The organism is Candidatus Nitrosocosmicus sp. R (genome assembly GCF_054408505.1).
Genome location: NZ_CP167090.1, coordinates 3029119 through 3052676, shown reverse-complemented (window position 1 = coordinate 3052676; position 23558 = coordinate 3029119). Strand labels below are relative to the sequence as shown.

Sequence of the window (23558 nt, the reverse complement as noted above, 5' to 3'; positions counted from 1 at the left end):
CGAGAATGAATTAAACAGGGCAGTAATAATAATAGTAGCATTAATAATGATAACTAACTGGTTTATTGAATTAAGAATTAAGAATTAAAAAGGTATCAATTTCTAACCACTGGCTTTCTCAGATTCTCAGATTCTTTTCGATATTATGTAGAAACCATGAGCAGAAATAATCAAAGCGGCCAAAGACATCTTTGTAGCAAATACCAAGTTCCACGGGGTATTAGGATTAGGGTAGGGCATAAATAAATCGTCCAATCTTAATTCACCATTAACTAAGTCAGCAGTGATTAATGCGTTCCATATTATAAAATTATAAAAGAATTCATAAATTGAAATTATTAGTATTGCAAGAACTATCAATTGCAAAATGGATCTTATACTTTTTGGGACATTTTTTACCTTATCTTCTCCGAGTTTAGTAACGCAATACCACGCTACCACAGAAACGATCATAAGATAGGTTACCAATTTTGCTAGCCCCTTTACTGGAAATTCGGTATTAACCAATACCTCCCCTATTATGACCTTTCCAGTATTCAAATATTCATAAAGACTCACATATAATGAATAAAATGTAATTGCAGCCATAACAAATGCACATAAATAAAAAATGACGAGATAAAATCTCCTAGAAAGAAGTTCGTCTTTTTCTATGGTTAATTTCATTTACATTAGAACCGATTTAATAACCATTATAAAAATAGTATTTTATAGAGAGAAAACACCAGTTTAAACTAATTCGTATAGTATTCTTGATCACTGTAGATTCTCAAATGTTTTTAGAATTTTGTTAATATCGGTTTCAGTTATCAGCGGGTGAACAGGCAATGATAACACATGATTCCAAGCCCAAACAGTATTAGAGAGAAAAGTATCAGAGTTAAGATCATCAGAGTGATTATAATAAGGAGTCTTATGTATCGGTGGATCATAATATACAGTAGCACCAATTTCTTCCCCAATAAGATTATTTTTGATCAACTCTCGTTGAGAATTTTCCTTGAACCCAATAGTAAAGAGGTACCAGTTGAATTTCTTATTCTCAGGTTCATGAGGCAATGTGAGTAAGCCTTTTTGTTCAAATTTCTTCAATCCATCAAGCAATAATTCAGCATTTGTTTTTCTCATTTGTAGCATCTTGTCTAGCTTTCGCATTTGAGCAATTCCGATGGCAGCACTTACTTCGGGTAACCTCAAGTTCAGACCAAATATCTCCGTATCATACCCATTTACCATACCATGGTTTCTTATCATTAGCAATTTTTCATACAGACTGTCATCGTTAGTAACAATTGCCCCCCCCTCACCAGTAGTGAGCACTTTACTGGCATAAAAACTAAAACAACCTAAATTTCCCATTGTACCAGTTTGTTTTTGATCATACAAAGAACCTAATGATTGACATGAATCCTCTACAACTTGTAATGAATTATCTTTTGCAATAGAATTGATCTCATCCATATCAGAGGGATGACCGTAAAGATGAACTGGAATAATTGCTTTTGTGTTGTTATTAATTTTTTTTCCAATATCTGAAACGTCTATTGTGTAGTCATTTTTGTTTATATCGACAAAAACAGGCTTTGCTCCAGTAGCAATAACTGAATTGGCCGTAGCTACAAAAGTAAAGGATGGAAGAAGTACTTCGTCGCCTGGTTTAACTCCCAAAGACAACAAAGAGGCATGTATAGCAGATGTTCCCGAATTAACAGCTATTACATGCTTCACTTTGAGATACGATTTTAAGAGATTCTCAAATGCTTGAACCCGTTTTCCACCATTCTTAGCTGGAGAAGTCAATGCATTTTCATCAAGTACATTCATGACTTCTTGTTTAGCATCATCATCCAACCACGGCTTATTTATCGGAATCATTATTTGATAATTATTAGCTAACAGATATAAAAATCAGTAATAAACGGAATTAAATAATTAGAAAAGTATCAGTTTTGTTTAGTTCAGTATTTAAAGCTCATCAATAAATATTAAATCGACAAATTAAAAACCTGATCAAATTGTGATTGTGATATTCAAATATCATAAAACTACAAACTTTTGTAATGAACTAACAATTTATCGGGTAATACAGAAAGATTAAACGTTAACTAGATTTTTTATGCCATTTTGCGATTAAGCACAAACCATGGTATTCGGTGTAGAGGCAGAGGCCGTAATTTCTCCTAAAGGGTAGGATACATATGTGTTAAAATATAATAGAGGGCAATAATAATTAATTTTAGTGCAGATGTGGCAGAGTGGTCATCCTAATGCAGAATTATTAGGACCATAGTAATGCGTCGGCCTTGAGTCAATAACAAGGTAGATTAAAAGAAAGCCGATTCGCCGTATGGCGATCAGGAGTTCAAATCTCCTCATCTGCGCTGAAAATTTTTAATTTTGATTCATATGATCTACTAAATCCTCTTCATTTTCCAATTAAGGATGAAAAAGCATACGGTCTAAAAATATATGGACCAAATCAAAAGAAAATAAAAATAAATATAAAAATCAATAGTTATGAGTTGTACGTCAACCAGAAAGAGAGTAGTTAGCAGTTAGCATAGTTGCCGCGGATATAGAAACATAAAGTACTCAATTTGTTATAGAATAATATTTTATATTGACTATAATGCAACTTATAGCTCATAAGATAATATGATGAATAAGTATGTAGTCATAGTAATTGGAATTATAGTTGTAATAATAAGTGCATTAACAATACTAAATACTCCCTCAGATACAACGATCCTTTTACCTTCACCGTATGCAGAAGATAGCGCTTCTGCTGTCAAAGTTATAGCGGATGGTTTAGAGTTTCCCACGGGTGTAGCGGTTTTACCTGATAAAAGAATCGTAATAACAGAACAAACAGGAAAGACATTAATTCTCAATAGTAACGGATCTCAGTTGAACAATTACGAAGTAAAGGATAATTATTTTGATGAAGGCGCAGGATTATTAGGAGTGGCAATTCATCCTCAATTTGTTAATAATCATTATTTGTATCTGTATTATACTTATAAAAATAATGAAAATCAGACATTCAACAAGGTTATACGATTACAAGAAAAAAATAACTCACTTAGTGAAACAGGGACAATAATCGATCATATACCGGCTTCAAAACTCCATAATGGTGGAGTATTAAAGTTTGGACCGGATGGAAAATTGTACGTAGGTGTTGGAGATACTACAAATTCAGAGTTATCTCAGAATTTATCTAGTTTGGCAGGAAAAATACTCCGTATTAACGATGATGGAACCACACCCAATGACAACCCATTTCCTAACTCTTCAATTTATTCCTATGGACATAGAAATGTTGTAGGTATTATGTGGGACTTTAACAATAATACAATGTATGCTAGTGAAGCTGGCAGGATTGGAAATGATGAAATTAACGTAATCAAAGCAGGTGAAAACTATGGTTGGCCAATAGAAGAATGTGGTAATTTAGAAGAAAGTTTATTCATTAATGCAGAATTTTGTTTTACGCCTTCTATATATCCCTCTGGAATTTTGATAAGCAATTCTACGGAACTAGATTACTATGGAAAATTAATTGTGGCTACTTTAAAAGGGGAACATTTGAGAAGTATTGATCCTATATCAAAAGATCAATCTTCAATATTAACCGGATATGGTAAAATCAAAGATGTGGCAGAAGATAGCGATGGATCATTATATCTGATTACAAACAATAGAGACTTTTTTGATAACGGTGGTGGTGCCGTCGATAAATTGTTAAAAATAGTTAAAAATGAGTAAAAAATGAGTAAAAATTTGGATAAGAAAAAATTTAGAGATATGACTCATGAAGAAAGACTTCAATTTATCAAAGTAAAAACAAGCTTGGATGATAACGAAATTGATTTGTTTAGAAATACATCAATATTTAAATTTAATAATATCGATGGGATGATAGAAAACGCTATTGGAATTTTTCCACTCCCTATCGGAATAGCAGACAATTTTGTCATTAACAATAAGGTGTATTTAGTTCCGATGGCAATAGAAGAACCATCTGTGATAGCTGCTGCAAGCAACGCCGCAAAGATAGCAAGTAAAGGTGGAGGTTTTACGGCTCACGCTGATGATTCTATCATGATAGGGCAAATTCAATTAATCCCAAATAGCTCATACGATCAAACAAGAGTTCAAAGTTTAATTGAGTTGATATCAAATAATAAGATTGAAATAATATCTCTAGCAAATACTAAAAGCAAATTTGCGAAATGTTTAGACATTAAAATTAAACAAGTCAATGATGAAAGCATAAACAAACTCGGACTGATGATAATAATAGAAATCATGGTAGATACCAAAGACGCAATGGGTGCAAATGTTGTTAATACTATGTGTGAAGCTATTGCACCCGAAATAGAAGCATTAACAGGATGTAAGGTAATACTAAAAATTTTGTCTAATTATGCGACGCAACGCCTAGTAAAATGTAGAGCTGTATTTCCGACAGAATTAATTGGTGGACAAGAAATTCTTAAAAGGATTTTATTTGCTTATTCACTAGCGTTCACTGACGTCCATAGAGCCGTTACTCATAATAAGGGAATTATGAATGGGATTGATAGTGTAGCAATAGCGACTGGTCAGGATTTTAGAGCTATTGAGGCAGGATGTCATGCATATGCGTGCAGAGATGGACGATATAGATCTTTGACTAAATGGTACCAAAATTCTAAAGGAGATCTCGTGGGAGAAATAGAAATTCCAATGGCGGTGGGAATAATTGGAGGGATAACAAACACACATCCTATCGTTAAAGCGTGTTTGAAATTAATGAATATATCAAATTCGCAGGAATTAGCAACCATTATTGCTGCTTCAGGATTAGCTCAGAATTTTTCAGCAATAAGAGCTTTATCTAACGAAGGTATTCAGAAGGGACATATGAAACTGCACTCAAAAAATATTGCAATAATCGCAGGAGCTACAAATGACAAAATTGAAACGGTCTCCAGAAAAATGGTTGAAGAGAGAAATGTATCGGTTTCAAGAGCCAAGGAAATTCTAGAATCATTAAAAGAAAACTAGCATTATGACTCGGTAGAATAAAAAATCGGATTAATAAAACAAATAAACAACGTAATAATTAGTATATTCGATATAGGTATCAAATATGGGTCTTATTAAATTCGTGGTGCCCAAAGGCAGTATAGAAGAGGCTACTTTTAAAATGATAGAACAGGCATGGCAATGCAGTGTTAGCGGAAGGGGTAGAATATACAGGGTAAAGATTGCGGACCCAGACATAGAGGTCAAAATTTTAAGACCTCAGGAAATTCCGACGTACGTACAAGAGGGATTTCATGATGTTGGAATAACAGGCAAAGACTGGATAAGGGAAACTAATGCTGATGTCAAAGTATTATTAGATTTAGAATATGGTAAAGTTAAGCAGGTAATAGCTATTCCAGAATTTTTCGAGTTCAACAATCTTGATGAGTTGATAGATAATTTTGCTCAGAACAAAAAGACTTTGAGATTTTCAACGGAATATCTAAAATCAGCATCCTCATACATAAAATCAAAGGAGAGTTATAAGAAACACTTTGGAGATCTGGAACCCACAATAGTAACTCCTTGGTCTAGGACGGGTAATAATAAGATGGTGGAAATTTTTCTATCATTTGGAGCAACAGAGGCAAAACCTCCAGAAGATGTCGATGCAGTTTTTGACATTACAGAAACAGGAACCACCCTTATTCAAAATAATCTAAAAATCATAGATCAAGTAATGGAATCTACAGCAGTACTCATAGCAAATAAAGATGCGCTAAAGGATCCTATAAAAAAGGAAAAAATAATAGACATGATTGTCTTATTGAGAGGAGTAGTAGAAGCAAGAAAAAAATTACATATTTTCGTTAATGTAGAAAAAGACAATCTTGAAGAATTATTACGTATTCTCCCGTCATTGAAAGGTCCAACTATTAGTAATTTAAGTAAAGAGGGATGGTATGGAGTAAATACCATAATAGACAAGAACGAGTTTATTAGACTTATACCAACTATCAGAAAAGTTGCTCAAGGGTTGGTAATTTTAGAACCAAGTCAAATACTATCAATGGATAAGATCATTCTAGATGATAAAGATGAAATAAAATTTGATTAAGATTATAAAAATTAAAGAACCACGAGAACAAGCTAATGAATTAAGAGAAAGATCTTGGAATAAGGATCTTTCAATTCCAACAAAGAATGTTCTAAAAATCATCGATGACATACAAAGAAACGGAGATGAAGGATTGTTAAAATGTATTGAGAAATACGAAAACGTTAAGATTGATTCATTTGTTGTTAGTAAGTCTGAAATTAAAGAAGCATATGAAAACGTCTCAGCCAAGCAAATAAGAATAATAAAATACATGAAATCCAAGTTGGAGAAAAGTGAAAAAGCTGTAATCGATAATCTCAAGAATATTAAAATTGATTCGGATGGAATCAAGATAAACAAAACAATAATGCCTATTTTCAGAGTAGGATGTTATATTCCAGGCGGGAAAGCTAGATATCCAAGTACGATAGTAATGTGTGCCATACCAGCAAAAGTTGCAGGGGTAAAACAAATAGTGGCTATTACACCATCCATGAAAAATGGAAAGGTGGACCCTTTGACTCTTGTTGCAGGGGACATCTGTGGTGTAGATGAGTTTTATAAGGTAGGTGGCGCGTACGGAATAGCAGCACTGGCTTATGGTACAAAGACTATAAAAAGAGTGGATAAAATAGTTGGACCAGGTGGTGTGTATGCGTCTGTTGCAAAGTCAGTGGTATCAAAAGATGTATCAATAGACATGATAGCCGGTCCGACCGAATTACTGGTGTATGCTGACGAAAAGTCAAATCCACGGTATATTGCATTGGACTTGATCTCTCAGGCAGAACACAGTGAAGATACATTATGCGGGGTAGTAACGAAATCAAAAATATTGGCCACAAAGATTTCTGAAGAATTAAGTAGAATAATTAAAGAAGATGAAATACCTAGAAGAGAATTTGTTGAAAAAAGTATAAATGATAATGGATTCATAGCATTATGTGATAATAATGAAGAAATAACAGAATTCATTAATGAATTTGCACCTGAACACCTTGAAATATTTGCAATTAATGATAAAAAAATATTGAAGGAGATTTATAATGCAGGATTGATATTAATTGGCGAATACACTCCATCATCTGTAAGCGATTATTGTCTTGGCTCTAATCATGTACTCCCAACTTATAGATTTGCAAAATCGAGGTCAGCACTATCTGTTTTAGATTTTATTAAACTAGTAAATGTGATAGAAATGAATAGGGATGCTTTAAAGAAAATCGCTCCAATCATAAAAGAAATAACATCAACAGAAGGATTATTTAATCACTATGAAGCGGTAAATGGAAGGATAAAATAATGGTGGATTGGTTAGATAAGGAACTTGCCCACATTAAATCACACAAACCTTATAAAAGGCCAGAAAAAATTCATGATTTCTATAAACTAGATTCAAATGAAAATTTAATTTTAGAACGGAGATTTATAAAAGCAATTGCATCAAAATCTCTTCATGAAAGCGATTTTAGAGAATATCCATTAGAACAATTTGAAAAACTGTATATGAAATTAGCAGATTATACCAAACTAAGTACAAGAAATATTGGCATAGGTAGTGGGTCTGACCAAATAATGGATTTATTATTGTCAACAATAGGTAAAGGAAAAAAAGTCATAACAATAAACCCTACATTTTCTTATTTTACAGACAGATGTAATCTGTATAAAATACCCACTAAATTAATAGATCTTTCCGCTATTGATAATTCCTTTGACTTGGAACTATTTATCAAGAAAGCTAGAGACTATGATATAATATACATAGCATCACCGAATAACCCTACTGGAAATCAATTTAAACTTGACGATATTTCAAGTATAATAGATATTTTAAAAGACAAGTTGATAATAATCGATGAAGCGTATGTGGAATTTGCGGAGTATAGTTTATCTGATATAGTAACAAAATATCGTAATGTTTTAATTATGAGAACGTTTTCAAAAGCTTTTGGTCTGGCTGGAGCCAGAATAGGATATATCTTGGCTAATGAAGAAATATCAGATGTTTTCAACCAATATATTCAATTACCATATCCATTAAGTAGTTTCTCCATGCAATTGGCAATTGAAGCACTTGAAAACATTCAGATTGTAAATAGAAGTATAAAAGCAATAAAGAGAGAAAGAACAAAAATGTTTGATAGGCTAAATAAATTAGACAAGATCAAAATATTTAGGTCAGATTCTAACTTCTTTTTCTTTCAAACATTTAATCACTACAATAAAATCAAAAACCAATTATTAAATGAAAAAATACTAATAAAGAATTTTGGAGACCTTGGAAACTACAATGGAGCAATGAGAATCACGATAGGAAATACTGAGATGAATGATAAAGTAATATCCGTAATTGAGAAGTCATTAGCGGCATAGACTTTTTTGGTTAATAGTTACGAATAAAATTATACTGGCAATATCAGTTTTTCAAGTTATGTTATTCTCACGCGAATCATCACCAGTATTTTCGTCTGTATTATCAATCATCAATTTTTTTTGGGTATAGATACTTACTTCTTTGGGTACAGGAGTATCCAAAATCTTTCGAATTTTTTCGGCACGCATGTTTCCAAGACCTGGTACCCTGGCAAGCTCTGCTATCGAAGCATTCAAAACATTTGTAGGAGAATGAAATCTATCCAATAATCTTGTAGCTAATTTAGAACCTATTCCAGGTAAAGAGGTAAGAACATATAATTGTTGAAGAAGAAATGGATTTGACTTTTTTATCTTTTTAAGCAAAGGTCCATCGTTTTTGCTCCTAAATTGATTGGATGCTAGTAAAACTAACAATTCAGCTGTATAAAATACAGAATCAGTATATAAAATTGGGATTCGGAAATCAAGTGCTACTTTTATCAAAGTTTCGTATGCTACTCGTATCTTATCGATAATTAATTTAGAATCATTTTCAAAATGCTCTCTTGTATCAAGGTCTGTTAAATTTCCTTCTATAATAATCAATGGCTTAGTATAATGATTTATTAAATCTGAACATTGAATAAATATGCGACCGTCATATACAGAATTTATCAAATCATATATGGTTTTTCTTTCAATAACGGTCTCAGAGGAAACAATATAATCTCCAACTGCTAATTGTTTATAATCGACAAATACCCCACTGAGTTTAAGTAAATTAGGAACTCGACTATTTTTCTCTCGCTCATCTGCAACAATCCGAATAGCCAATGCAATAATAAAAAAGCATATTCTTAATTAACATTCATAAGAAAAAAGTTGTTATTGTGGAGGTTGATTAAATTTATTGGATTGTGATCCCCCTTGGGCCATATGCATCATTTGATTAATCTTATTTTCCACCTCTTTTAGATTTTCCTTGACCCTAGATTCTTGTTTGCCTAAAACTATAGTCCTGGTATTTGAAAGCTCTTTCTTTTCTTCTAGTTCTTTTATTAAATTATCCCTATCAGATTTAACCATCAAAGGGCCTGCAAGCTTGTATACGACATCATCAGGAGTAGTTTTCTTTAACTCCTCCAAGGCCCTTTCTGTTTCAGATATTTCTAGTTCAACCTGTTGTTTTTGCATCATTATTGCTTGAAGGTTTTGCTGTAATTGTTGCAATCTTGCAAGTTGCTCTTTTAGCCATGGAGGAAGCTCTTGTTCACTCATTGTTAATACAAAGTAACTAAATATTCACTAAGATAAAAATTATTACACTACTATATCATTTGTCAATATACAGTACAGAATATGCTAACTCTACTAGTCTCAAAAAAGATAGTAATGACGCACGGAATTTAGACATATTGTTACCGGATATTGACAATATAATATGGTTATTTTCTATAGAAACAGTAACATCAGTATCAAAATCAGGAGTGGATTGAATATCGCCTCTTAATGCAACAAAAATAGAATTCAAGGGTTTTTTTAAATTATCACCGTCATCGTTATTTGATGGGAAAAACCCCTTATTGTGGTTAATATATTCTACATCAAAATAAATAAAAATTTTAGCCTTGAAGCTTTCCAAGATTTACGTCATAGGCTCCTGCTGCGACTTTATATTCGCATTTATTGCATCGCCATATGCCCATCGCTACTCTTTTAAATTTTAATGAAGTACAGCTAGGACATCGTCTTTTTTGTTTTAATGTTCTATAGACCTTACCATATCTTTTTCGTACGGTAGCACCAAACTTAACACCCAAACCTTTTAGTGCTGTTGAACCCTTTTTTCTTTTAACCTTTAATTCAACTCCTTTATTTTAGAGCGCATATCCTCTCCTTTAATTCTTGCTATTTCAGAGAATTGGACAATCTGATTGACAGAAAATGGGCCCGTAAAGCCTTTTTGGACAGCGACTATATTTCCATCGGATTGGGTTGTCATAGTTATGCGGGCATCCATGCAAGCTTCCTCTTCTGTTGTTGGATCCAACAAGACCGATTCTCCAATTCTAACTGCGGTAATAGATACCGGCATTGTAGTAATGGGTGGAGGCATAGTTTTACCAGTATCAACTACCTGTTCATCTTTAATTTCATAGATCGGAAATTTACTTGTTAGAAGAGCAGCCACTACTGCATAAGAGGTAGCATCTAACAAATTACCATCGCTGTTTATTATACTACAGTCAACAAAAACAGTGTAAACTATTTTTCCAGGAATCAAAACCAATTTATCTAAATCTAGCATTTGTGATTCGCGTATCCCTCTATCAACAACCCTTGATAATTCTATTGCGTCCTCGTCAGGAGGTCCAGGTTCAACATGGGGAGAGGCAGTAGGTAAAACTTCTGCAGACATAATCAATGCACCTTTATTTTCTAATCCTTCAAATGGTTCGCCTGTTTCAACTTTAACACCTGCTATAACTTCGGTATTACCTAGCTTTACCTTTGCAGAACCAGAGGCTTTGTCTATTATTCCTACCTCTATTTCAAAATTTCTGTACGATTCAAAATCGCGACCATCCAATCTTTTCCCTCTTGACAAAGCTTCTAGCATTTGTTGTTTTCGTAATTGTTCGACTATTACTGTAGAACGTTTAGAGGAGCTCATGCTTCTTCTTTCAACTCCATTTCATCACCAAAATACTTTTTCATTAATGCTTCTTTTTGTATTTCGTATACCGACTTGCATCCAGTGATTGCTTTTTCCAAACATTCACTAAATTGAGCTGTAGTTAACTTACCATCCAACTGCAGCAAAGTAACCTGTTCCAAATTGGGCAAATAAGCTACAGGCATATCTGCATCTCCTTCTTTATCTTCAAGATCATTAATATCTAGTACAATATTGTCTGATAACCGTCCAGCAGCACAAGCAGAAACTAAATCACGCATGTTAATTCCAGCATCAGCTAATGCTACTGATGCCGCGTTGATGCCAGCACACCTAGATCCACCATCGGCTTGCAATACTTCAACGAAAACATCAATTACTGCTCGTGGATAGTCACTTAAAATTAAGGATGGTTCCAAAGATTCACGCATTACTTTAGATATCTCCACTTCTCGTCGAGAGGGAGCGGGATTCTTTCTGGTGTCTGTGGAAAATGGAGACATGTGGTATCTACACCTAAGAACACACCTGTCTGGAAGAGCCATATGTTTTGGATGAACTTCACGTGGCCCGTAAACAGCGACAATTATTTTATTCTTTCCGAATTCTATATAAGCTGAACCGTCTGCATTTTTTACCACGCCCACGGCAATCTTGATTGACCGTAATTCATCTATCCCTCTGCCATCAGATCTTTTTCCGTTTTCATCCATTAAAGCTAACTCTTTCAAATTATACACATCCTATTTGATCACTCTTGTTTTTTTTCTTTTTGATCGCTATTGCTATCGTTGTTGGATGACTTTTCAGAATTATCATTTCGATGTTTTTCCTTTGTACTGGAGCCAGATTTACTATTATTCGGTGTTGATGATTCATCGCTGGGTTGTGGTGGTTGTGGTTGTGGTTGTGGTTGTGGTTGTGGTTGTGGTTGTGCTGATGATTCATCGCTGGGTTGTGGTTGTGGTTGTGGTTGTGGTTGTGGTTGTGGTTGTGGTTGTGCTGATGATTCATCGCTGGGTTGTGGTTGTGGTTGTGGTTGTGGTTGTGGTTGTGGTTGTGGTTGTGGTTGTGCTGATGATTCATCGCTGGGTTGTGGTTGTGGTTGTGGTTGTGCTGATGATTCAGGATTGGAAGAAGCATTCATTGATTCTGGTTGTTCTGGATCAACAGGGTCTTGAACATTTAGTAAAGTCTTGACTCGTTGAGTAAGGTTGGTAGTATGAGACTCTTCCTCTACCATTTTAATAGCCTTTGCAGCCAAACTTAGACCATCTGGGTCTCTGCCTGTAACAACTACTATACCATTTTGACCGATTATCACTCTTGTTTGGGTAGCTTGTTCTATAGTTTGAATCATAGAACCACGTTTTCCAATTAATCGTGGAACTCGAGTAGGAGAAATTTTTATGAATTCACCGTAAGGGATCTTTCCTAAATCCTTATCTTGAACTGTAAGCATGGGATCTCTAGTTCTATCAAAAGATACAATCCTTGCAATAATTAAGTCGCCTATGCTTAGTTGTCGACCCATATCATCTTTGGCTGGTGAAAAATCTCGCCCAAATACATCTTGTGCGGGCAGGTGAGCGAAAAAGCATGCATTAATATCAACATCCCAAGATAAAGAAGATCGATCAATAATCTTCCCGATTACTAAGTCGTTAACACGTGGTATATAAACACCCGATAAAGGTATAACTTTAACGCCATCTTTACCAGCTTCAGCAATTCCAACTCTGGTAGATACCAAATAATTACCACTTTTAATAACATTCATCAAAGGTTTATAATTACCCTCAATAATTTTATCTCCAGGTATAACATATCTCCTCTTTATTTCTTGCATTTTAGATATTGTCTACCTCCATTAACAAAATAGATGTAAAATGAAATGTTTTCATATTTCTATATCTAATTATCTAGAATTTGTTCTATAATATAATCTGTAAGTAGTTATTCCTTAACTTGTGCGGATCCTTTAGTCAATGAACCTATGCGTTCGAGAAAGTTCCCTTTCATACCGGCATTTATTTCTATATTTACTTTTAAAGAACCATCTGATAGCCATTCTTCAGAAGTTAGAACACCTGAGCTTTTAATATAATTATAACTGGTGGAAGAAAACGAGTTTGGTATAAGAATAACAAGCTGCAACATTTCAGATTTTAATGGAAGAATTTTTCTAAGCGAGTCAACTATAGATTTGACCTGGTCTTCGGCTTTCTTGAAAGGATCGATCGTGACTCTTACATCTTCTAGTGCATTTTCTATTCGTTGAACAGGATGAGGAAGTTTTGTTTTAGGATCTACAAAATTTTTATTTATGTATTGAACAATCTGTTTTCGCTTGTCCTCTACCATTTTGCGTCTTTGATCTGTAGTAAGATTTAGCTCTCCTTTAAGTAATATTTGTTTAAGTATTTCATTAGAGTCACTAGTTTTGAAATGTTTATTTAATTTATCAACGGCAACTCGAGATCCTTTATTTGCATCTGAATATATTTCGTCTGAGACTAATACTGAAGACAAATCGGTTCGTTTACCTAATTTATATTCTAATGCAGGATCTGGCTTCACTAAAATTTCAAATCTATCATTTCCAATAGTTAATTTTACAACAGTAACTTTTGAATCAGCCATACAATAGAAAATTAACTGTGATATATTAATATAATAACATGCTTGGTAGGTTACAACATTCCTAATAGATTCATTACATTTTTAATATACGTAAGATTAAAATTATTTGATTTGATCTCCATAGATTTAAAGGTTATTGAGAAACATGATGAAAGGATAACCATTAAATTTAATAACGTACCTCGTCAGTATGTAAATGCAATTAGACGACTATCAATTAGCGAGGTGCCTACTTTTGCTATTGATGACGTAGTTATTCTAGAAAATTCATCAGTAATGCATGATGAAGCAGTTGCTCATAGGCTTGGTTTAATTCCACTAAGGACTGACTTGAAGAAATTTTCATTGCCCGAAGAATGCAGTTGTAAGAGTTCCTTGGGTTGTACGAATTGTAGAGTATTATTGCAACTTGATGCAGAAGCTAATGAAAAAACTAAAACAATTACTACTTCAGAGTTAATTTCAGAAGATGAATTTGTAAAACCTGTAAGTCAGGATATTCCCATCATAGTACTAGCTCCTGGTCAAAAATTAAAGTTTGAGGCATATGCGAGGCTGGGGTTTGGCAGGGATCATGCAAAATGGCAGCCTGCTACAATAGCAGTAGTAAAATATGGCGAAAATGAAAATGAAATTTTTTTGACTGTGGAATCTAATGGAGCATTAACTGCAGAGGAAATAATCATAGCAGCAATTGAGCAACTAAATAAAAGCATAAAAGACTTTGGCGAAACAGTTAACGCACTCCAGATACCAAACAACCTCTAGGTAAATTTATTTGGTACTTTATACTCTTTTTAATTGGAATAGCAAGTAATGTTTAACGATACTTTAATAGATAATACAGTTTGGATTCTACGTAAAGCATTTAAAAGTAACAAGGCACAGATTTGGAAAGCATTAGAGAAAGAATTTTCCAAATCTAGATCAAACAGGAGACAAGTTAACATCCAAAGATTGGATAAAATTACTAATAATGGGGATATAGTGGTAGTTCCAGGGAAGATTTTGGGCAATGGAACGCTGGGACACAAATTAACAGTATATGCATATTCATTTTCAGAAACTGCCATAAATAAATTGAACACTGCAGGGGCAGAAGTTATTTCATTGCAATCATTAATAAGTAAATATCCTGATGGTAAAGGTGTAAAAATAATTGGCTAAGGAAACAAAGTTGGAGACAAAACCAGAAGAAGGTCAATCTCAACAAAATAAGCTTATAGTAGTTGATGCAACAAATTGTATTTCAGGAAGGCTATGTTCGAAGGTATCAAAATTATTATTGCAGGGTAACAGAGTATCCGTAGTAAATGCTGAAAAAGTGATGGTATCCGGAAACAAATATGAAGTCATCGAGAGTTACAAGAAACGATTAGAAGTTGGATCAATTGTTAACCCAATTCATGGTCCGTTTCATCCAAGAAGACCAGACACCATAATTACAAAAATGATAAGAGGCATGGTCCCAAAAAGAAAGTCCAGTGGAATGCAATCTTTTAAAAGATTAAGGGTATATATGGGCGTACCAGATGAGTTAAAAAATTCAGCAATGATATCGTTTGAGGACGCAAAAATTACGAGACCCGAATCATTTTACATATCTATGAGTGACGTGGCAAAACAGATAGGTTGGAAAGGAGTAGTTCAATAATATGAATAAAATAGATCTTTATCCGGGGCAAAGAAAGACATGTAGAGCCGTAGCTACCATAGTAAAGGGAAATGGAAAAATTAGAATTAACAATATCCCTGTAGAAGTTATTCAACCAGAAGTAGCAAAGGAACTCATTTTAACACCTACTAATATAATTGGTGAACTAAGGGAGAGAGTTGATGTTAATGTGCACGTCAATGGCGGCGGCTTTATGGGACAAGCGTTTGCCAGTGCAGTAGCAATTTCACGTGCATTAACAGGAGAAACAAAAGGTGCAAAAGATCCAAGGGATCATCCATTTACAAGAAACGTCAGAGAAGAAATCAAGAAAAAGATAACAGAATTTGATAGACATCTACTAGTAGGGGATCCAAGACAAACAGAGTCAAAGAAATATGGCGGCCCAGGGGCAAGACGAAGAAAACAGAAATCATACCGTTAATTTTTTACTTTTGGCATATTTTTTGATATCTTAATTAATACAAAAAGATAGAATACAATATGTCACACAATGGCATAGATATAGATCAGTATATTCTGTTGATTATATATCCCAGTATAGCATTTTTTGCAATAGGCTTTATCACAAGAAAAATAGATTTAAGAAAGACCATCACCTATGTCTTGCAAGCCATAATCTGTTTTTGCTTTTCGATTGGTTATTATATATTTATACCCTATGGCGGTGCTCAGGGTTTATCATTAATATTAGGACTATTTGGGATTTTATTAATATTTTTAGCAAGGAAAGAAAGAATTTCTCCAGTTACTACTACAGAAGAAGGGGAATGAAAGAGGAATGAATCTAAATTGTCAGTTTTTTAATTCTACAAGAACAGAAAAATGCAATTAACATCCAGATTTAGAATAAAAAATATCAATAACATAATAAAATTTTTGAACGAGGTACATGTTGGAAGATTAGCAACAATTGACGTAAACGGATATCCTCAAATAATTCCAATGAATTTTGTTCATACGGTTACAGATGTAAGCGGTAAAAATTTTACCCTTGATTATGGGAAGCCAACATGTCGAGAAGACGGCGAGAGTGAAAATACATGCAATGATATAAAGATAGTAAATAATGTCTCTACCAAAAACCCGATTCTTTATGAACATGTAATTTATATGCATTCCCATCACAGGGGAGAGAAAATTGAGAACCTCCTGCGAAATCAAAAAGTAGGATTTGAGGTTGATAAGGAAATTTGTTTTTTACCTTCATACTATTTTCATCCTACCGATGCTTCTTTTGCGGACACATTGTATACAAGTATAGTAATAAAAGGAAAAGCATCTATTGTATCTGATAATCAAGAAAAAGCAATTGCAATGAACAAGATGATGCAAAAATATCAATCTGAAGGCAAGTATACGGAATTAAATCAAGATGCAAAATCCATTATACATCTAACAGTAATAAAAATTAAAGTTGATACAATTAACGGTAAATATAAAATCGGACAAGAATGGTCCGATTCCTTTAGGAGGGACATAGCATATAAGATTATTCAGAGAGAGGGAATTACTAGGGCAAGAGAAATTTTAAAGGATTTGAAAATAATCATACTAAAAAATGGTGAATTGGAATTACCAATTTCGTTAAATCTGCAGATATAATAGTGTCCTTAAAAAATACAATGGAATTTGCCATTAGTAATAACAGGTACGTTAATTTTTCATACCACAGATTTCGAAACTAAAAGCAATATACCCGATTATGGAGCTATCCTTTCGAATCGGGAAAAAATTATCAGTATATTTAGGCATTAATTCTTGTTTTAAAGATAATGCATCTTCTTTTGATATATCCAATCTTAACATATCTTTACCAAAGAGTAAATCCCATAAATCAATATCAAGAACTTCTTTTAATGCAATGAAAGAAATAATCCTGTTAGTATTTGCTTTGTCTATAACTATGAAATAGTTAAATTCATTCTCTTCAGAAAATGGATCAGGGGCTGTAAAACAATCTATATTGAAGTTACTAGTCAATCTTTTTCTTAATATGTGTGCAGAATAAGACATGATTGCTAGATCAGTAAGAGACAACGCTTTTACAGTAGCTAGAGTAGGCCCTTGGATATTTAATGAAAGCATATCTTAGGTAATAATGTAGAGTATTAATTATTTATGGAGAAATAAAAATTATTAACATAAGTTTAAAAATATAACACTTGCAAAGTGATGTAAGGTAAAAAGCCGGGGTACCCAAGCTAGGTAAGCAATCAAAAAATCCAGCCCTAAAAGGGGTCAGCCTCGAGATCTAATAAAAGAGGAAGTAAAGGATAGATAGCTGATGTCCTTCCGGACTCGTGGGTTCGAGTCCCACTCCCGGCGCCTAAAACGTGGATTCATATAAATATTTTATTAACTTAAAGAGACAAAATAAAATTGATAATTTGCAAAAGCCAGATCAGTCACAGTATTCTTCATTTAATTCAAGAGAGAAGATGATAAAAGAACCAATTACTTCGATCTGCAAATATCAAAAACCGTATATTAGAAAATCTTTGGATAAACTGTTTGAAAATTCAATAGGAAACACCGAGATTATTTGTAAATACATCATTGCTGAACAGAATGAAATTAACTTTCACTAATGCAATTACTGTCGACGGAAATAAACCCATGACTGCCTGTTATGTAAACAAATCCCATGCTCTCCATGCTAATGATTTTTGATAGAGTCTAGTAAAATTTTAAATTATGAATCCGCGATTATATGGTATGGATTCGAATCCCAAACTTCGTCTGTTTTATTTTTGAATTTTTTAGTATACTAAGTTACTATTTAACTGACTACTATCAGTGATTTTCAATATAGGATAGAGGGCATATAGTATCCAGCAGGTTCATTATACATTCCAATAGTCATGAGATTAAGTTGATGGACTAGTCTTAGATCGTTGTCAAGACACCATCGGAATAACTCTGCATTTCTAGTTGGAATAAGAATACCAGGTCCTCCATAACTATCAGCTGTCGTAATTGATTCTGAAGCAATAAGCGCTTTAAGGTCATCATTAGAAAAACCTACTGAGTGATTAAAATATGTCAATCCACTTGTATAGCCTGTAATTTTGTCCCCATGTAAAACTACTTTGGCAATACCTTGTTTTATACTATCTTTTAGCTCACCACTTCTATCGTGACCATGAATTGCTCTGCAGATTGCGTCACATGATTCCAAATCCGACTCAGTTGCCACTCGTATTGTTCTTCCAGGAATGACTACTGAAATTGGTTTTCCCTGCATGGTTGATATTGGCTCTCTAACGTCAAACCCTAAGCTGGTATACAGCGCAAGTGATCGGTTATGATATGACGCTTGGAGCAAACGTATTGCTGGATAGTTCTTACTTCTAGCTCTCTCCATTACATTGTTCATTAACTGTCTACCTGCTCCTTTATTCTGGAATTTTGGATCAATTGTTATTGGTCCAATCCCTGTCACCATATTTGACCGTTCATCTAAAAAGTTGCTTCCTATGACCTTGTTACCGTATCCCTCAATATCTTCGGCAACTACTGAATAGAATCCAGGGTTAGAGAGCAAAGAAGAAGCTACATTTATTCCGATATCAACAGTAGGAAACTCCCGAGGAAAGCCATGCTTATCTGCAATCCCTGAAAATGCTTCAAAAATTATTTTCCCAACCTCCTTCGCATCATCTATGACTCCAGGTCTTAATCTTAAAGCATGCTCTGTACTGGTCAACTTAATACATGAAATTGCTTGTTCAGATTTTTATTCTTTTATTTGCTTTTTGGACCTGTTCACTTTAGATTTGATTTGGTGCCATGAAAAATTGAAAATAATACCCTTCCTTACTTTACGAGGCTGAAATTTATAGTAGGTACAATGATATGATGTTATACCACTTTTGTATCAAATCGATTCTGAAATAATTTATTATTTGAATCCGCGATTATATGGTATGGATTCGAGTCCCAAACTTCATCTACTTAATTTTTTGGTGTAGTTTTTGTGTTAATGATTTATTCATGTAGGCTTTCTCTTTCAATTTAACAGATAAATAATTTGTAATTTCTTCATAGATGATAACGGCTTCATGAAAATGGTAAAAGCAAATGACGTCCATATTGAAGTAGCGTCATTAGAAGATATAAAAGAAATATTTACCGGATACAAAAGTATTAAAAATATTTACCTGTACCAAAAACATGGTTATCATGAATTTAAAAGACTGTCCTTAGATGATTCGCCTGTAATGATATTTTTGGAGAAAAATGTAAGCTAGAAATGAAAAAATCATCTTTTTCGTCTTGGAAGCTCCTTTTGATTTTGAGCTCCATCTCCATTTTGGTAATGTATGTAGAAACAATGTTATTACCTGCAATCCCAGACATCATTAGAGAGTTTAATATTTCTTATAGTATGTCCTCTTGGATATTTGCATCATTTGTAATATCTGCATTGATTTCTACAACCATAGTGTCAAAGCTATCCGATTTGTACGGACGGAAACTTATTCTTTTGACAGTATTAGTAATTTATACAGTGGGAATTCTTGGTGGTTCTTTAGCTAATGATATTTTTTGGTTAATCTTTTTCCGTATAATACAAGGTATTGGGATGTCTGTATTTCCCCTAGTTTTTGCAATTATCCAAATTGAAATTCCAAAAGACAAAATAGCTATAAGTCAAGGAACACTGGCATCTATGTTTGCTTTCGGAGGAGTATTAGGATTAATGATTGGGGGAAATATTACACATAATTTTGGATGGCACATGACCTTCTTATCTATACTTCCGTTTACAATTATTGTAACCATCGTGATAAAGTATTTTGTCAAAATAAAAGATAAATCTCCCGTTGTGAAGGAAGCCAACAAATGGGAGTTATCTATTGATATTACAAATCTCAGCTCAAATCACAGGCATATAAAATCCCATAAAGTAGTTTCAAATTTTGATATTAAAGGAACCATCACCCTTGCTGTTACTATCATATCATTTATTTCAGCACTAACATTGGTTCAATCAGAAAATAATGAAAGTGTAAAATCAGGTATATCAATTTCGACCTTATTGTTCGCATTGAGCGGTGTATCACTGTTTGTTTTCATATTGCTCGAACGAAAAGTATCTGTTCCTCTAATTAATCTTCAATTGCTAAAACTAAAACCGATATTTCTAACAAACATCATCATACTTATCTGGGGAATAGTTACATTCACCGTTTTTCAAACTATACCAGTGCTTGTGAGGACTCCTCAGCCAATAGGTTTTGGGGGAAGTGCTTTAGATGTTGTCTACCTAATACTTCCATTTTCCATCATGTCATTGATATTTGGACCTACATCTGGTTTCATAATATCAAAAATTGGATCATTTAGGGTAATTATAGCAGGATCAATAATAGCAACGATTGGATTTGGTAGTATTCTATTACTTTATAATAACCTTGTATGGACCGCGATAAGTCTCGCAATAATAGGTTCGGGATTATCTTTATTAAATGTAGGTCAAATAAATATAAACACTGCTTCTACACCCATCAAATTCATAGGGATATCTTTTGGAGTAAACACATTATTTAGATTTATAGGTTCTGCTATAGGACCAGCTCTTGCAGGAATGTTAATGCAAATAAATCAAACACCTTTAAAAGTAGATGTTGCCACCAATATGACTAATTTTCCCTCATCTAATTCATTTATGCAAATATTTCTTTGTATGACGCTGTTGTGTATTATTTCCGTGATACTATCTATTATGCTAAAAAAAGATGAATCTAAAGAAAGAGCTTAACAAAGAGGGTTGTCATAAGAGATGAACAATTCTAGGCGGAAAAATCAAGATTCACTGTTTCAAATGTATATGGAAGTAGCTAAATTAGCATATGGAAATCAATGGAAACCCGTGAAATCAAGAGACGAGTTCAAATTCCATTCCCTCCATTTGTTGGGTTGTTTAACAGAAATAGATTCCCTGTTTTTATAGCAGGGTTTCGAATCCCTCTCTTGGTTACGAAGTTTTCCTAATTAATACGCAAATCCGCTTAAAGGCTACACCTTAAACCAAATATAACAATTGGGGCAGCATTGGTTGCTGTTCATTTTATGATCATCCATAAATTGAAACAAGTTAGTCAGGCTAGTGAGGTTACAAGAAGGAGCATAGCGGGTTCAGACCCGAAACCTCGCTTATTTAATGTGCTTAAAATATGCGAATTGTTGACAAAAACCTTATCTATGTATGATTTTATTTGGTGTATAAAGGGTTACTCAATACGGACTTGCAATCACAAAAATGCTCATTCATAGCTTTTGCTTCAGCTAGTATAATTTTTGTGTTGTTATTGATATTAAACCCCTGTTCGCTCTTTCATGAGGCTTTTGCTGCACCGCCTGCGTTTGATCAAGTCTTAATTTATGATAAAAATATCAGCGATCAGAAAAACGACTGGGTTCAAACCTATGGTAATGATAGTGCTAATTTAAGGTCCGACCCTGCAGACCTACTGGCAGTGGATTATTTTAGTGATGGAAAAACTCTAGATACTACATTTTGGGTGAAATCAAATTCGGAAAATGCTTCTGTATACGATCAACCTTTCAAAAAGATTAGGTATGGTGTGCTTATTGCCATTGTTTCCTTGCCTCAAAATTCAGGATATAGCGGAGCCAATTTCAACTATTATGTTGAAGCAGCTAATGGAAAATGGAGTGAATATCTTTACCAGTTATCATCAACAGGTACTTCTGCGCTTATAGAATCCAAGATAAACTATACTGAACCTTTCGATAATCCCAAAATAGGGCCAGGATATGTCAAACTGCTATTGAACCTGGATTCTATAAATTCCCCAAGCAATTACGGCTTATCTTTTTATACCGCAGAATCCTTCAAGTCAAGCGAAGTCAGGGATTTCACAAGCTGGGTTGCTGTTCCTCCACCTGTCATAGACATATTAACACATCCCGAGAGTATAGTCATAAGACAAGGAGAAAAAGAAAATAGTACCGACTGAGATAGAGACACCCCTCTCTAGTAATGTTACTAGTATAACTTTTGAACATGGCACTAATTTCAGCTCTAACGGCTTAAGTGTATCTGCCCAAAGAATCCAGCCCCCATTATTTGACGTAGAGGTTTCTCCACAATCACCAGTAGGTGTGTATACTGTACCTTTTGAGGCTTCAATGTTAGTACAAACAACATCGTCTACAGCGCCTATGTTTAATGAAACAGTAACTGGAATTGTGGACCCAGAGTTTCAAGTGTCCAAAAAGTATCCAACTACCGGCGATATAATAGGTAAAGGTAATTTAACAATAGAGGTACTACCGCCACTAACTGTTAATGAGGGATTTATGGCCTTTTGGAATACATACGGGACTGCAATAGTGATTCTCGGCAGTGGGGCAGCTGGAGTCTTTGCAACATTTTTTATTGATTATATGAAAAGTCTGAAAAGCAAAAGGAAACACAAATAGACACAAATCCATTAGTAACCTAACTCGAGGGGACCATAATATCTGGATGATTTGCTGAATGCAACCTTATGTTTAAGGTCGATTGGAATAACCCTCTTTCCTTCCTTGGACAAGAATCTGAAGAGCCAAGTACATTATTTTGGATTTAATTTGTTTTCTGTTTTCTTTCGTGCTCCTGATGGTCACCTTACAGAATATTTGGATGCTAAATGAAGAGCCAAAGCCCTTCTCTTGGGAATAGTAGTGTCTATGAATATTTATTTGATAAAAAATTTAAACCTGAAAATAGGTAAATCATTGATTTCAGGTTCATTTTTAGGAATAGTAATTAGCACTTGTGTTAGTTGTTCATCTATTGGGTTTATAATCATTTCAACCTTCGGTGGAGCAGGTAGAGTGGCTACTGCGTTTCTTACAAATTATCAAATACCATTACGATTACTCTCCATCGGTATAATGATTGGTTCAGGTTTCCTTATTGGAATATATATCGTATCAAGAACTATAGGAATTCCTCAAATAGGGATAGAACGTGTTGGTCCATTCGATCTAATTACCAATTTATTTTAAGTGGGAATAGTTGCAAGTTCTTTGTATCTTATTAAGGTCAAAAGACAATGAACAACCTATCAAAA

The 23558-nt window shown here is 33.9% G+C and carries 27 protein-coding genes, 2 tRNA genes and 1 pseudogene; 18 read left to right on the top strand and 12 right to left on the bottom strand.

Annotation, left to right across the window (positions count from 1 at the left end):
- Positions 1 to 126: 126 nt before the first annotated feature.
- Both AAGU22_RS15850 and AAGU22_RS15845 read right to left on the bottom strand, forming a co-directional pair.
- The gene (locus AAGU22_RS15850; protein ID WP_458720060.1) at positions 127 to 666 is read right to left on the bottom strand and encodes a hypothetical protein; all 540 of its coding nucleotides are present in this window, start codon (positions 664 to 666) and stop codon (positions 127 to 129) included.
- A 90-nt stretch (positions 667 to 756) separates the two neighbouring features.
- Entirely contained in the window at positions 757 to 1875 is a 1119-nt protein-coding gene (locus tag AAGU22_RS15845; RefSeq protein WP_458720059.1) for a DegT/DnrJ/EryC1/StrS family aminotransferase, read from the bottom strand.
- A 366-nt stretch (positions 1876 to 2241) separates the two neighbouring features.
- Here AAGU22_RS15845 and AAGU22_RS15840 point away from each other — a divergent pair.
- From AAGU22_RS15840 to AAGU22_RS15815, 6 genes are all read left to right on the top strand, one after another.
- Positions 2242 to 2381 (top strand) — tRNA-Ser (locus tag AAGU22_RS15840).
- Positions 2382 to 2658: 277 nt separating this feature from the next.
- On the top strand, positions 2659 to 3768 hold the full coding sequence (locus tag AAGU22_RS15835; protein WP_458720058.1) for a PQQ-dependent sugar dehydrogenase: 1110 nt from the start codon (positions 2659 to 2661) through the stop codon (positions 3766 to 3768).
- Positions 3769 to 3771: 3 nt separating this feature from the next.
- On the top strand, positions 3772 to 5052 hold the full coding sequence (locus tag AAGU22_RS15830; protein WP_458720057.1) for a hydroxymethylglutaryl-CoA reductase, degradative: 1281 nt from the start codon (positions 3772 to 3774) through the stop codon (positions 5050 to 5052).
- A gap of 85 nt (positions 5053 to 5137) precedes the next feature.
- A complete protein-coding gene (gene hisG, locus AAGU22_RS15825) occupies positions 5138 to 6133 on the top strand; it encodes an ATP phosphoribosyltransferase (protein WP_458720056.1) in 996 nt (331 codons plus the stop codon).
- Entirely contained in the window at positions 6126 to 7418 is a 1293-nt protein-coding gene (gene hisD / locus AAGU22_RS15820) for a histidinol dehydrogenase (protein WP_458720055.1), read from the top strand. The genes hisG and hisD overlap by 8 nt, the downstream gene beginning before the upstream one ends.
- On the top strand, positions 7418 to 8491 hold the full coding sequence (locus tag AAGU22_RS15815) for a pyridoxal phosphate-dependent aminotransferase (protein ID WP_458720054.1): 1074 nt from the start codon (positions 7418 to 7420) through the stop codon (positions 8489 to 8491). Before hisD ends, AAGU22_RS15815 begins: the two co-directional genes overlap by 1 nt.
- Before the next feature lie 51 nt (positions 8492 to 8542).
- Here the strand turns inward: AAGU22_RS15815 and AAGU22_RS15810 are convergent, their stop codons facing one another.
- The 8 genes and pseudogenes from AAGU22_RS15810 to AAGU22_RS15775 all read right to left on the bottom strand — a co-directional run bounded on the left by AAGU22_RS15810 (position 8543) and on the right by AAGU22_RS15775 (position 13793).
- A complete protein-coding gene (locus tag AAGU22_RS15810; protein WP_458720053.1) occupies positions 8543 to 9307 on the bottom strand; it encodes an ERCC4 domain-containing protein in 765 nt (254 codons plus the stop codon).
- A gap of 51 nt (positions 9308 to 9358) precedes the next feature.
- The gene (locus tag AAGU22_RS15805; protein ID WP_458720052.1) at positions 9359 to 9751 is read right to left on the bottom strand and encodes a prefoldin subunit beta; all 393 of its coding nucleotides are present in this window, start codon (positions 9749 to 9751) and stop codon (positions 9359 to 9361) included.
- 55 nt (positions 9752 to 9806) lie between these two features.
- Positions 9807 to 10115 carry a KEOPS complex subunit Pcc1 gene (locus AAGU22_RS15800; protein WP_458720051.1) on the bottom strand — a complete coding sequence of 103 codons (309 nt, stop codon included), beginning with the start codon at positions 10113 to 10115 and terminating at the stop codon, positions 9807 to 9809.
- Complete coding sequence (locus AAGU22_RS15795) at positions 10096 to 10293, bottom strand: eL43 family ribosomal protein (RefSeq protein WP_196817518.1); 198 nt, start codon at positions 10291 to 10293, stop codon at positions 10096 to 10098. Before AAGU22_RS15795 ends, AAGU22_RS15800 begins: the two co-directional genes overlap by 20 nt.
- Positions 10294 to 10331: 38 nt before the next feature.
- Positions 10332 to 11147, bottom strand: a complete 816-nt coding sequence (rrp42, locus tag AAGU22_RS15790) for an exosome complex protein Rrp42 (RefSeq protein WP_458720050.1) — start codon at positions 11145 to 11147, stop codon at positions 10332 to 10334.
- A complete protein-coding gene (rrp41, locus tag AAGU22_RS15785) occupies positions 11144 to 11863 on the bottom strand; it encodes an exosome complex exonuclease Rrp41 (RefSeq protein ID WP_458721806.1) in 720 nt (239 codons plus the stop codon). The genes rrp42 and rrp41 overlap by 4 nt, the downstream gene beginning before the upstream one ends.
- 470 nt (positions 11864 to 12333) lie before the next feature.
- Positions 12334 to 12999, bottom strand: a pseudogene (gene rrp4 / locus AAGU22_RS15780) (exosome complex RNA-binding protein Rrp4); the annotation flags it as partial.
- A 107-nt stretch (positions 13000 to 13106) separates the two neighbouring features.
- A complete protein-coding gene (locus AAGU22_RS15775; RefSeq protein ID WP_458720049.1) occupies positions 13107 to 13793 on the bottom strand; it encodes a ribosome assembly factor SBDS in 687 nt (228 codons plus the stop codon).
- 111 nt (positions 13794 to 13904) lie between these two features.
- Between AAGU22_RS15775 and AAGU22_RS15770 the strand changes: the two genes are divergently transcribed.
- The 6 genes from AAGU22_RS15770 to AAGU22_RS15745 are packed head-to-tail and all read left to right on the top strand — an operon-like array spanning position 13905 to position 17073.
- Positions 13905 to 14561: a DNA-directed RNA polymerase subunit D gene (locus tag AAGU22_RS15770; protein ID WP_458720048.1), complete on the top strand. Its 657-nt coding sequence runs from the start codon at positions 13905 to 13907 to the stop codon at positions 14559 to 14561.
- A gap of 48 nt (positions 14562 to 14609) precedes the next feature.
- Positions 14610 to 14960 carry a 50S ribosomal protein L18e gene (locus AAGU22_RS15765; RefSeq protein WP_458720047.1) on the top strand — a complete coding sequence of 117 codons (351 nt, stop codon included), beginning with the start codon at positions 14610 to 14612 and terminating at the stop codon, positions 14958 to 14960.
- Positions 14953 to 15447, top strand: a complete 495-nt coding sequence (locus tag AAGU22_RS15760) for a 50S ribosomal protein L13 (RefSeq protein ID WP_458720046.1) — start codon at positions 14953 to 14955, stop codon at positions 15445 to 15447. Before AAGU22_RS15765 ends, AAGU22_RS15760 begins: the two co-directional genes overlap by 8 nt.
- A 1-nt stretch (position 15448) precedes the next feature.
- Positions 15449 to 15892, top strand: a complete 444-nt coding sequence (gene rpsI / locus AAGU22_RS15755; RefSeq protein ID WP_458720045.1) for a 30S ribosomal protein S9 — start codon at positions 15449 to 15451, stop codon at positions 15890 to 15892.
- 59 nt (positions 15893 to 15951) lie between these two features.
- Positions 15952 to 16242 (top strand): hypothetical protein, encoded by a 291-nt coding sequence (locus AAGU22_RS15750; protein ID WP_458720044.1) that lies wholly within the window; start codon positions 15952 to 15954, stop codon positions 16240 to 16242.
- Positions 16243 to 16293: 51 nt separating this feature from the next.
- Positions 16294 to 17073, top strand: coding sequence for a pyridoxamine 5'-phosphate oxidase family protein (locus tag AAGU22_RS15745; protein WP_458720043.1), 780 nt, complete (start codon positions 16294 to 16296; stop codon positions 17071 to 17073).
- 51 nt (positions 17074 to 17124) lie between these two features.
- On the opposite strand, the gene AAGU22_RS15740 is transcribed toward AAGU22_RS15745, so the two are convergent.
- On the bottom strand, positions 17125 to 17556 hold the full coding sequence (locus tag AAGU22_RS15740; RefSeq protein ID WP_458720042.1) for a hypothetical protein: 432 nt from the start codon (positions 17554 to 17556) through the stop codon (positions 17125 to 17127).
- A gap of 101 nt (positions 17557 to 17657) precedes the next feature.
- Here AAGU22_RS15740 and AAGU22_RS15735 point away from each other — a divergent pair.
- Positions 17658 to 17796, top strand: a tRNA-Ser gene (locus AAGU22_RS15735).
- Positions 17797 to 18274: 478 nt separating this feature from the next.
- Here AAGU22_RS15735 and AAGU22_RS15730 read toward each other — a convergent pair.
- Positions 18275 to 19177 (bottom strand): GNAT family N-acetyltransferase, encoded by a 903-nt coding sequence (locus tag AAGU22_RS15730; RefSeq protein WP_458720041.1) that lies wholly within the window; start codon positions 19175 to 19177, stop codon positions 18275 to 18277.
- A gap of 361 nt (positions 19178 to 19538) precedes the next feature.
- Between AAGU22_RS15730 and AAGU22_RS15725 the strand changes: the two genes are divergently transcribed.
- From AAGU22_RS15725 to AAGU22_RS15705, 5 genes are all read left to right on the top strand, one after another.
- Positions 19539 to 19721 carry a hypothetical protein gene (locus AAGU22_RS15725; protein WP_458720040.1) on the top strand — a complete coding sequence of 61 codons (183 nt, stop codon included), beginning with the start codon at positions 19539 to 19541 and terminating at the stop codon, positions 19719 to 19721.
- Between the two features lie 2 nt (positions 19722 to 19723).
- The gene (locus tag AAGU22_RS15720; protein ID WP_458720039.1) at positions 19724 to 21235 is read left to right on the top strand and encodes an MFS transporter; all 1512 of its coding nucleotides are present in this window, start codon (positions 19724 to 19726) and stop codon (positions 21233 to 21235) included.
- 457 nt (positions 21236 to 21692) lie between these two features.
- Entirely contained in the window at positions 21693 to 22457 is a 765-nt protein-coding gene (locus tag AAGU22_RS15715) for a hypothetical protein (protein WP_458720038.1), read from the top strand.
- Positions 22458 to 22629: 172 nt separating this feature from the next.
- Complete coding sequence (locus AAGU22_RS15710) at positions 22630 to 22923, top strand: hypothetical protein (RefSeq protein WP_458720037.1); 294 nt, start codon at positions 22630 to 22632, stop codon at positions 22921 to 22923.
- 249 nt (positions 22924 to 23172) lie between these two features.
- A complete protein-coding gene (locus tag AAGU22_RS15705) occupies positions 23173 to 23493 on the top strand; it encodes a hypothetical protein (RefSeq protein WP_458720036.1) in 321 nt (106 codons plus the stop codon).
- Positions 23494 to 23558: the final 65 nt, after the last annotated feature.

Excerpts from the sequence above, each read along its gene's own strand:
- AAGU22_RS15850 (WP_458720060.1), bottom strand. The coding sequence starts at position 666 with ATGAAATTAACCATAGAAAAAGACGAACTTCTTTCTAGGAGATTTTAT.
- AAGU22_RS15845 (WP_458720059.1), bottom strand. The coding sequence starts at position 1,875 with ATGATTCCGATAAATAAGCCGTGGTTGGATGATGATGCTAAACAAGAA.
- AAGU22_RS15835 (WP_458720058.1), top strand. The coding sequence starts at position 2,659 with ATGAATAAGTATGTAGTCATAGTAATTGGAATTATAGTTGTAATAATA.
- AAGU22_RS15830 (WP_458720057.1), top strand. The coding sequence starts at position 3,772 with ATGAGTAAAAATTTGGATAAGAAAAAATTTAGAGATATGACTCATGAA.
- hisG (WP_458720056.1), top strand. The coding sequence starts at position 5,138 with ATGGGTCTTATTAAATTCGTGGTGCCCAAAGGCAGTATAGAAGAGGCT.
- AAGU22_RS15815 (WP_458720054.1), top strand. The coding sequence starts at position 7,418 with ATGGTGGATTGGTTAGATAAGGAACTTGCCCACATTAAATCACACAAA.
- AAGU22_RS15805 (WP_458720052.1), bottom strand. The coding sequence starts at position 9,751 with ATGAGTGAACAAGAGCTTCCTCCATGGCTAAAAGAGCAACTTGCAAGA.
- rrp42 (WP_458720050.1), bottom strand. The coding sequence starts at position 11,147 with ATGAGCTCCTCTAAACGTTCTACAGTAATAGTCGAACAATTACGAAAA.
- rrp41 (WP_458721806.1), bottom strand. The coding sequence starts at position 11,863 with ATGGATGAAAACGGAAAAAGATCTGATGGCAGAGGGATAGATGAATTA.
- AAGU22_RS15775 (WP_458720049.1), bottom strand. The coding sequence starts at position 13,793 with ATGGCTGATTCAAAAGTTACTGTTGTAAAATTAACTATTGGAAATGAT.
- AAGU22_RS15765 (WP_458720047.1), top strand. The coding sequence starts at position 14,610 with ATGTTTAACGATACTTTAATAGATAATACAGTTTGGATTCTACGTAAA.
- rpsI (WP_458720045.1), top strand. The coding sequence starts at position 15,449 with ATGAATAAAATAGATCTTTATCCGGGGCAAAGAAAGACATGTAGAGCC.
- AAGU22_RS15750 (WP_458720044.1), top strand. The coding sequence starts at position 15,952 with ATGTCACACAATGGCATAGATATAGATCAGTATATTCTGTTGATTATA.
- AAGU22_RS15745 (WP_458720043.1), top strand. The coding sequence starts at position 16,294 with ATGCAATTAACATCCAGATTTAGAATAAAAAATATCAATAACATAATA.
- AAGU22_RS15740 (WP_458720042.1), bottom strand. The coding sequence starts at position 17,556 with ATGCTTTCATTAAATATCCAAGGGCCTACTCTAGCTACTGTAAAAGCG.
- AAGU22_RS15725 (WP_458720040.1), top strand. The coding sequence starts at position 19,539 with ATGGTAAAAGCAAATGACGTCCATATTGAAGTAGCGTCATTAGAAGAT.
- AAGU22_RS15720 (WP_458720039.1), top strand. The coding sequence starts at position 19,724 with ATGAAAAAATCATCTTTTTCGTCTTGGAAGCTCCTTTTGATTTTGAGC.
- AAGU22_RS15710 (WP_458720037.1), top strand. The coding sequence starts at position 22,630 with ATGTTAGTACAAACAACATCGTCTACAGCGCCTATGTTTAATGAAACA.
- AAGU22_RS15705 (WP_458720036.1), top strand. The coding sequence starts at position 23,173 with ATGAATATTTATTTGATAAAAAATTTAAACCTGAAAATAGGTAAATCA.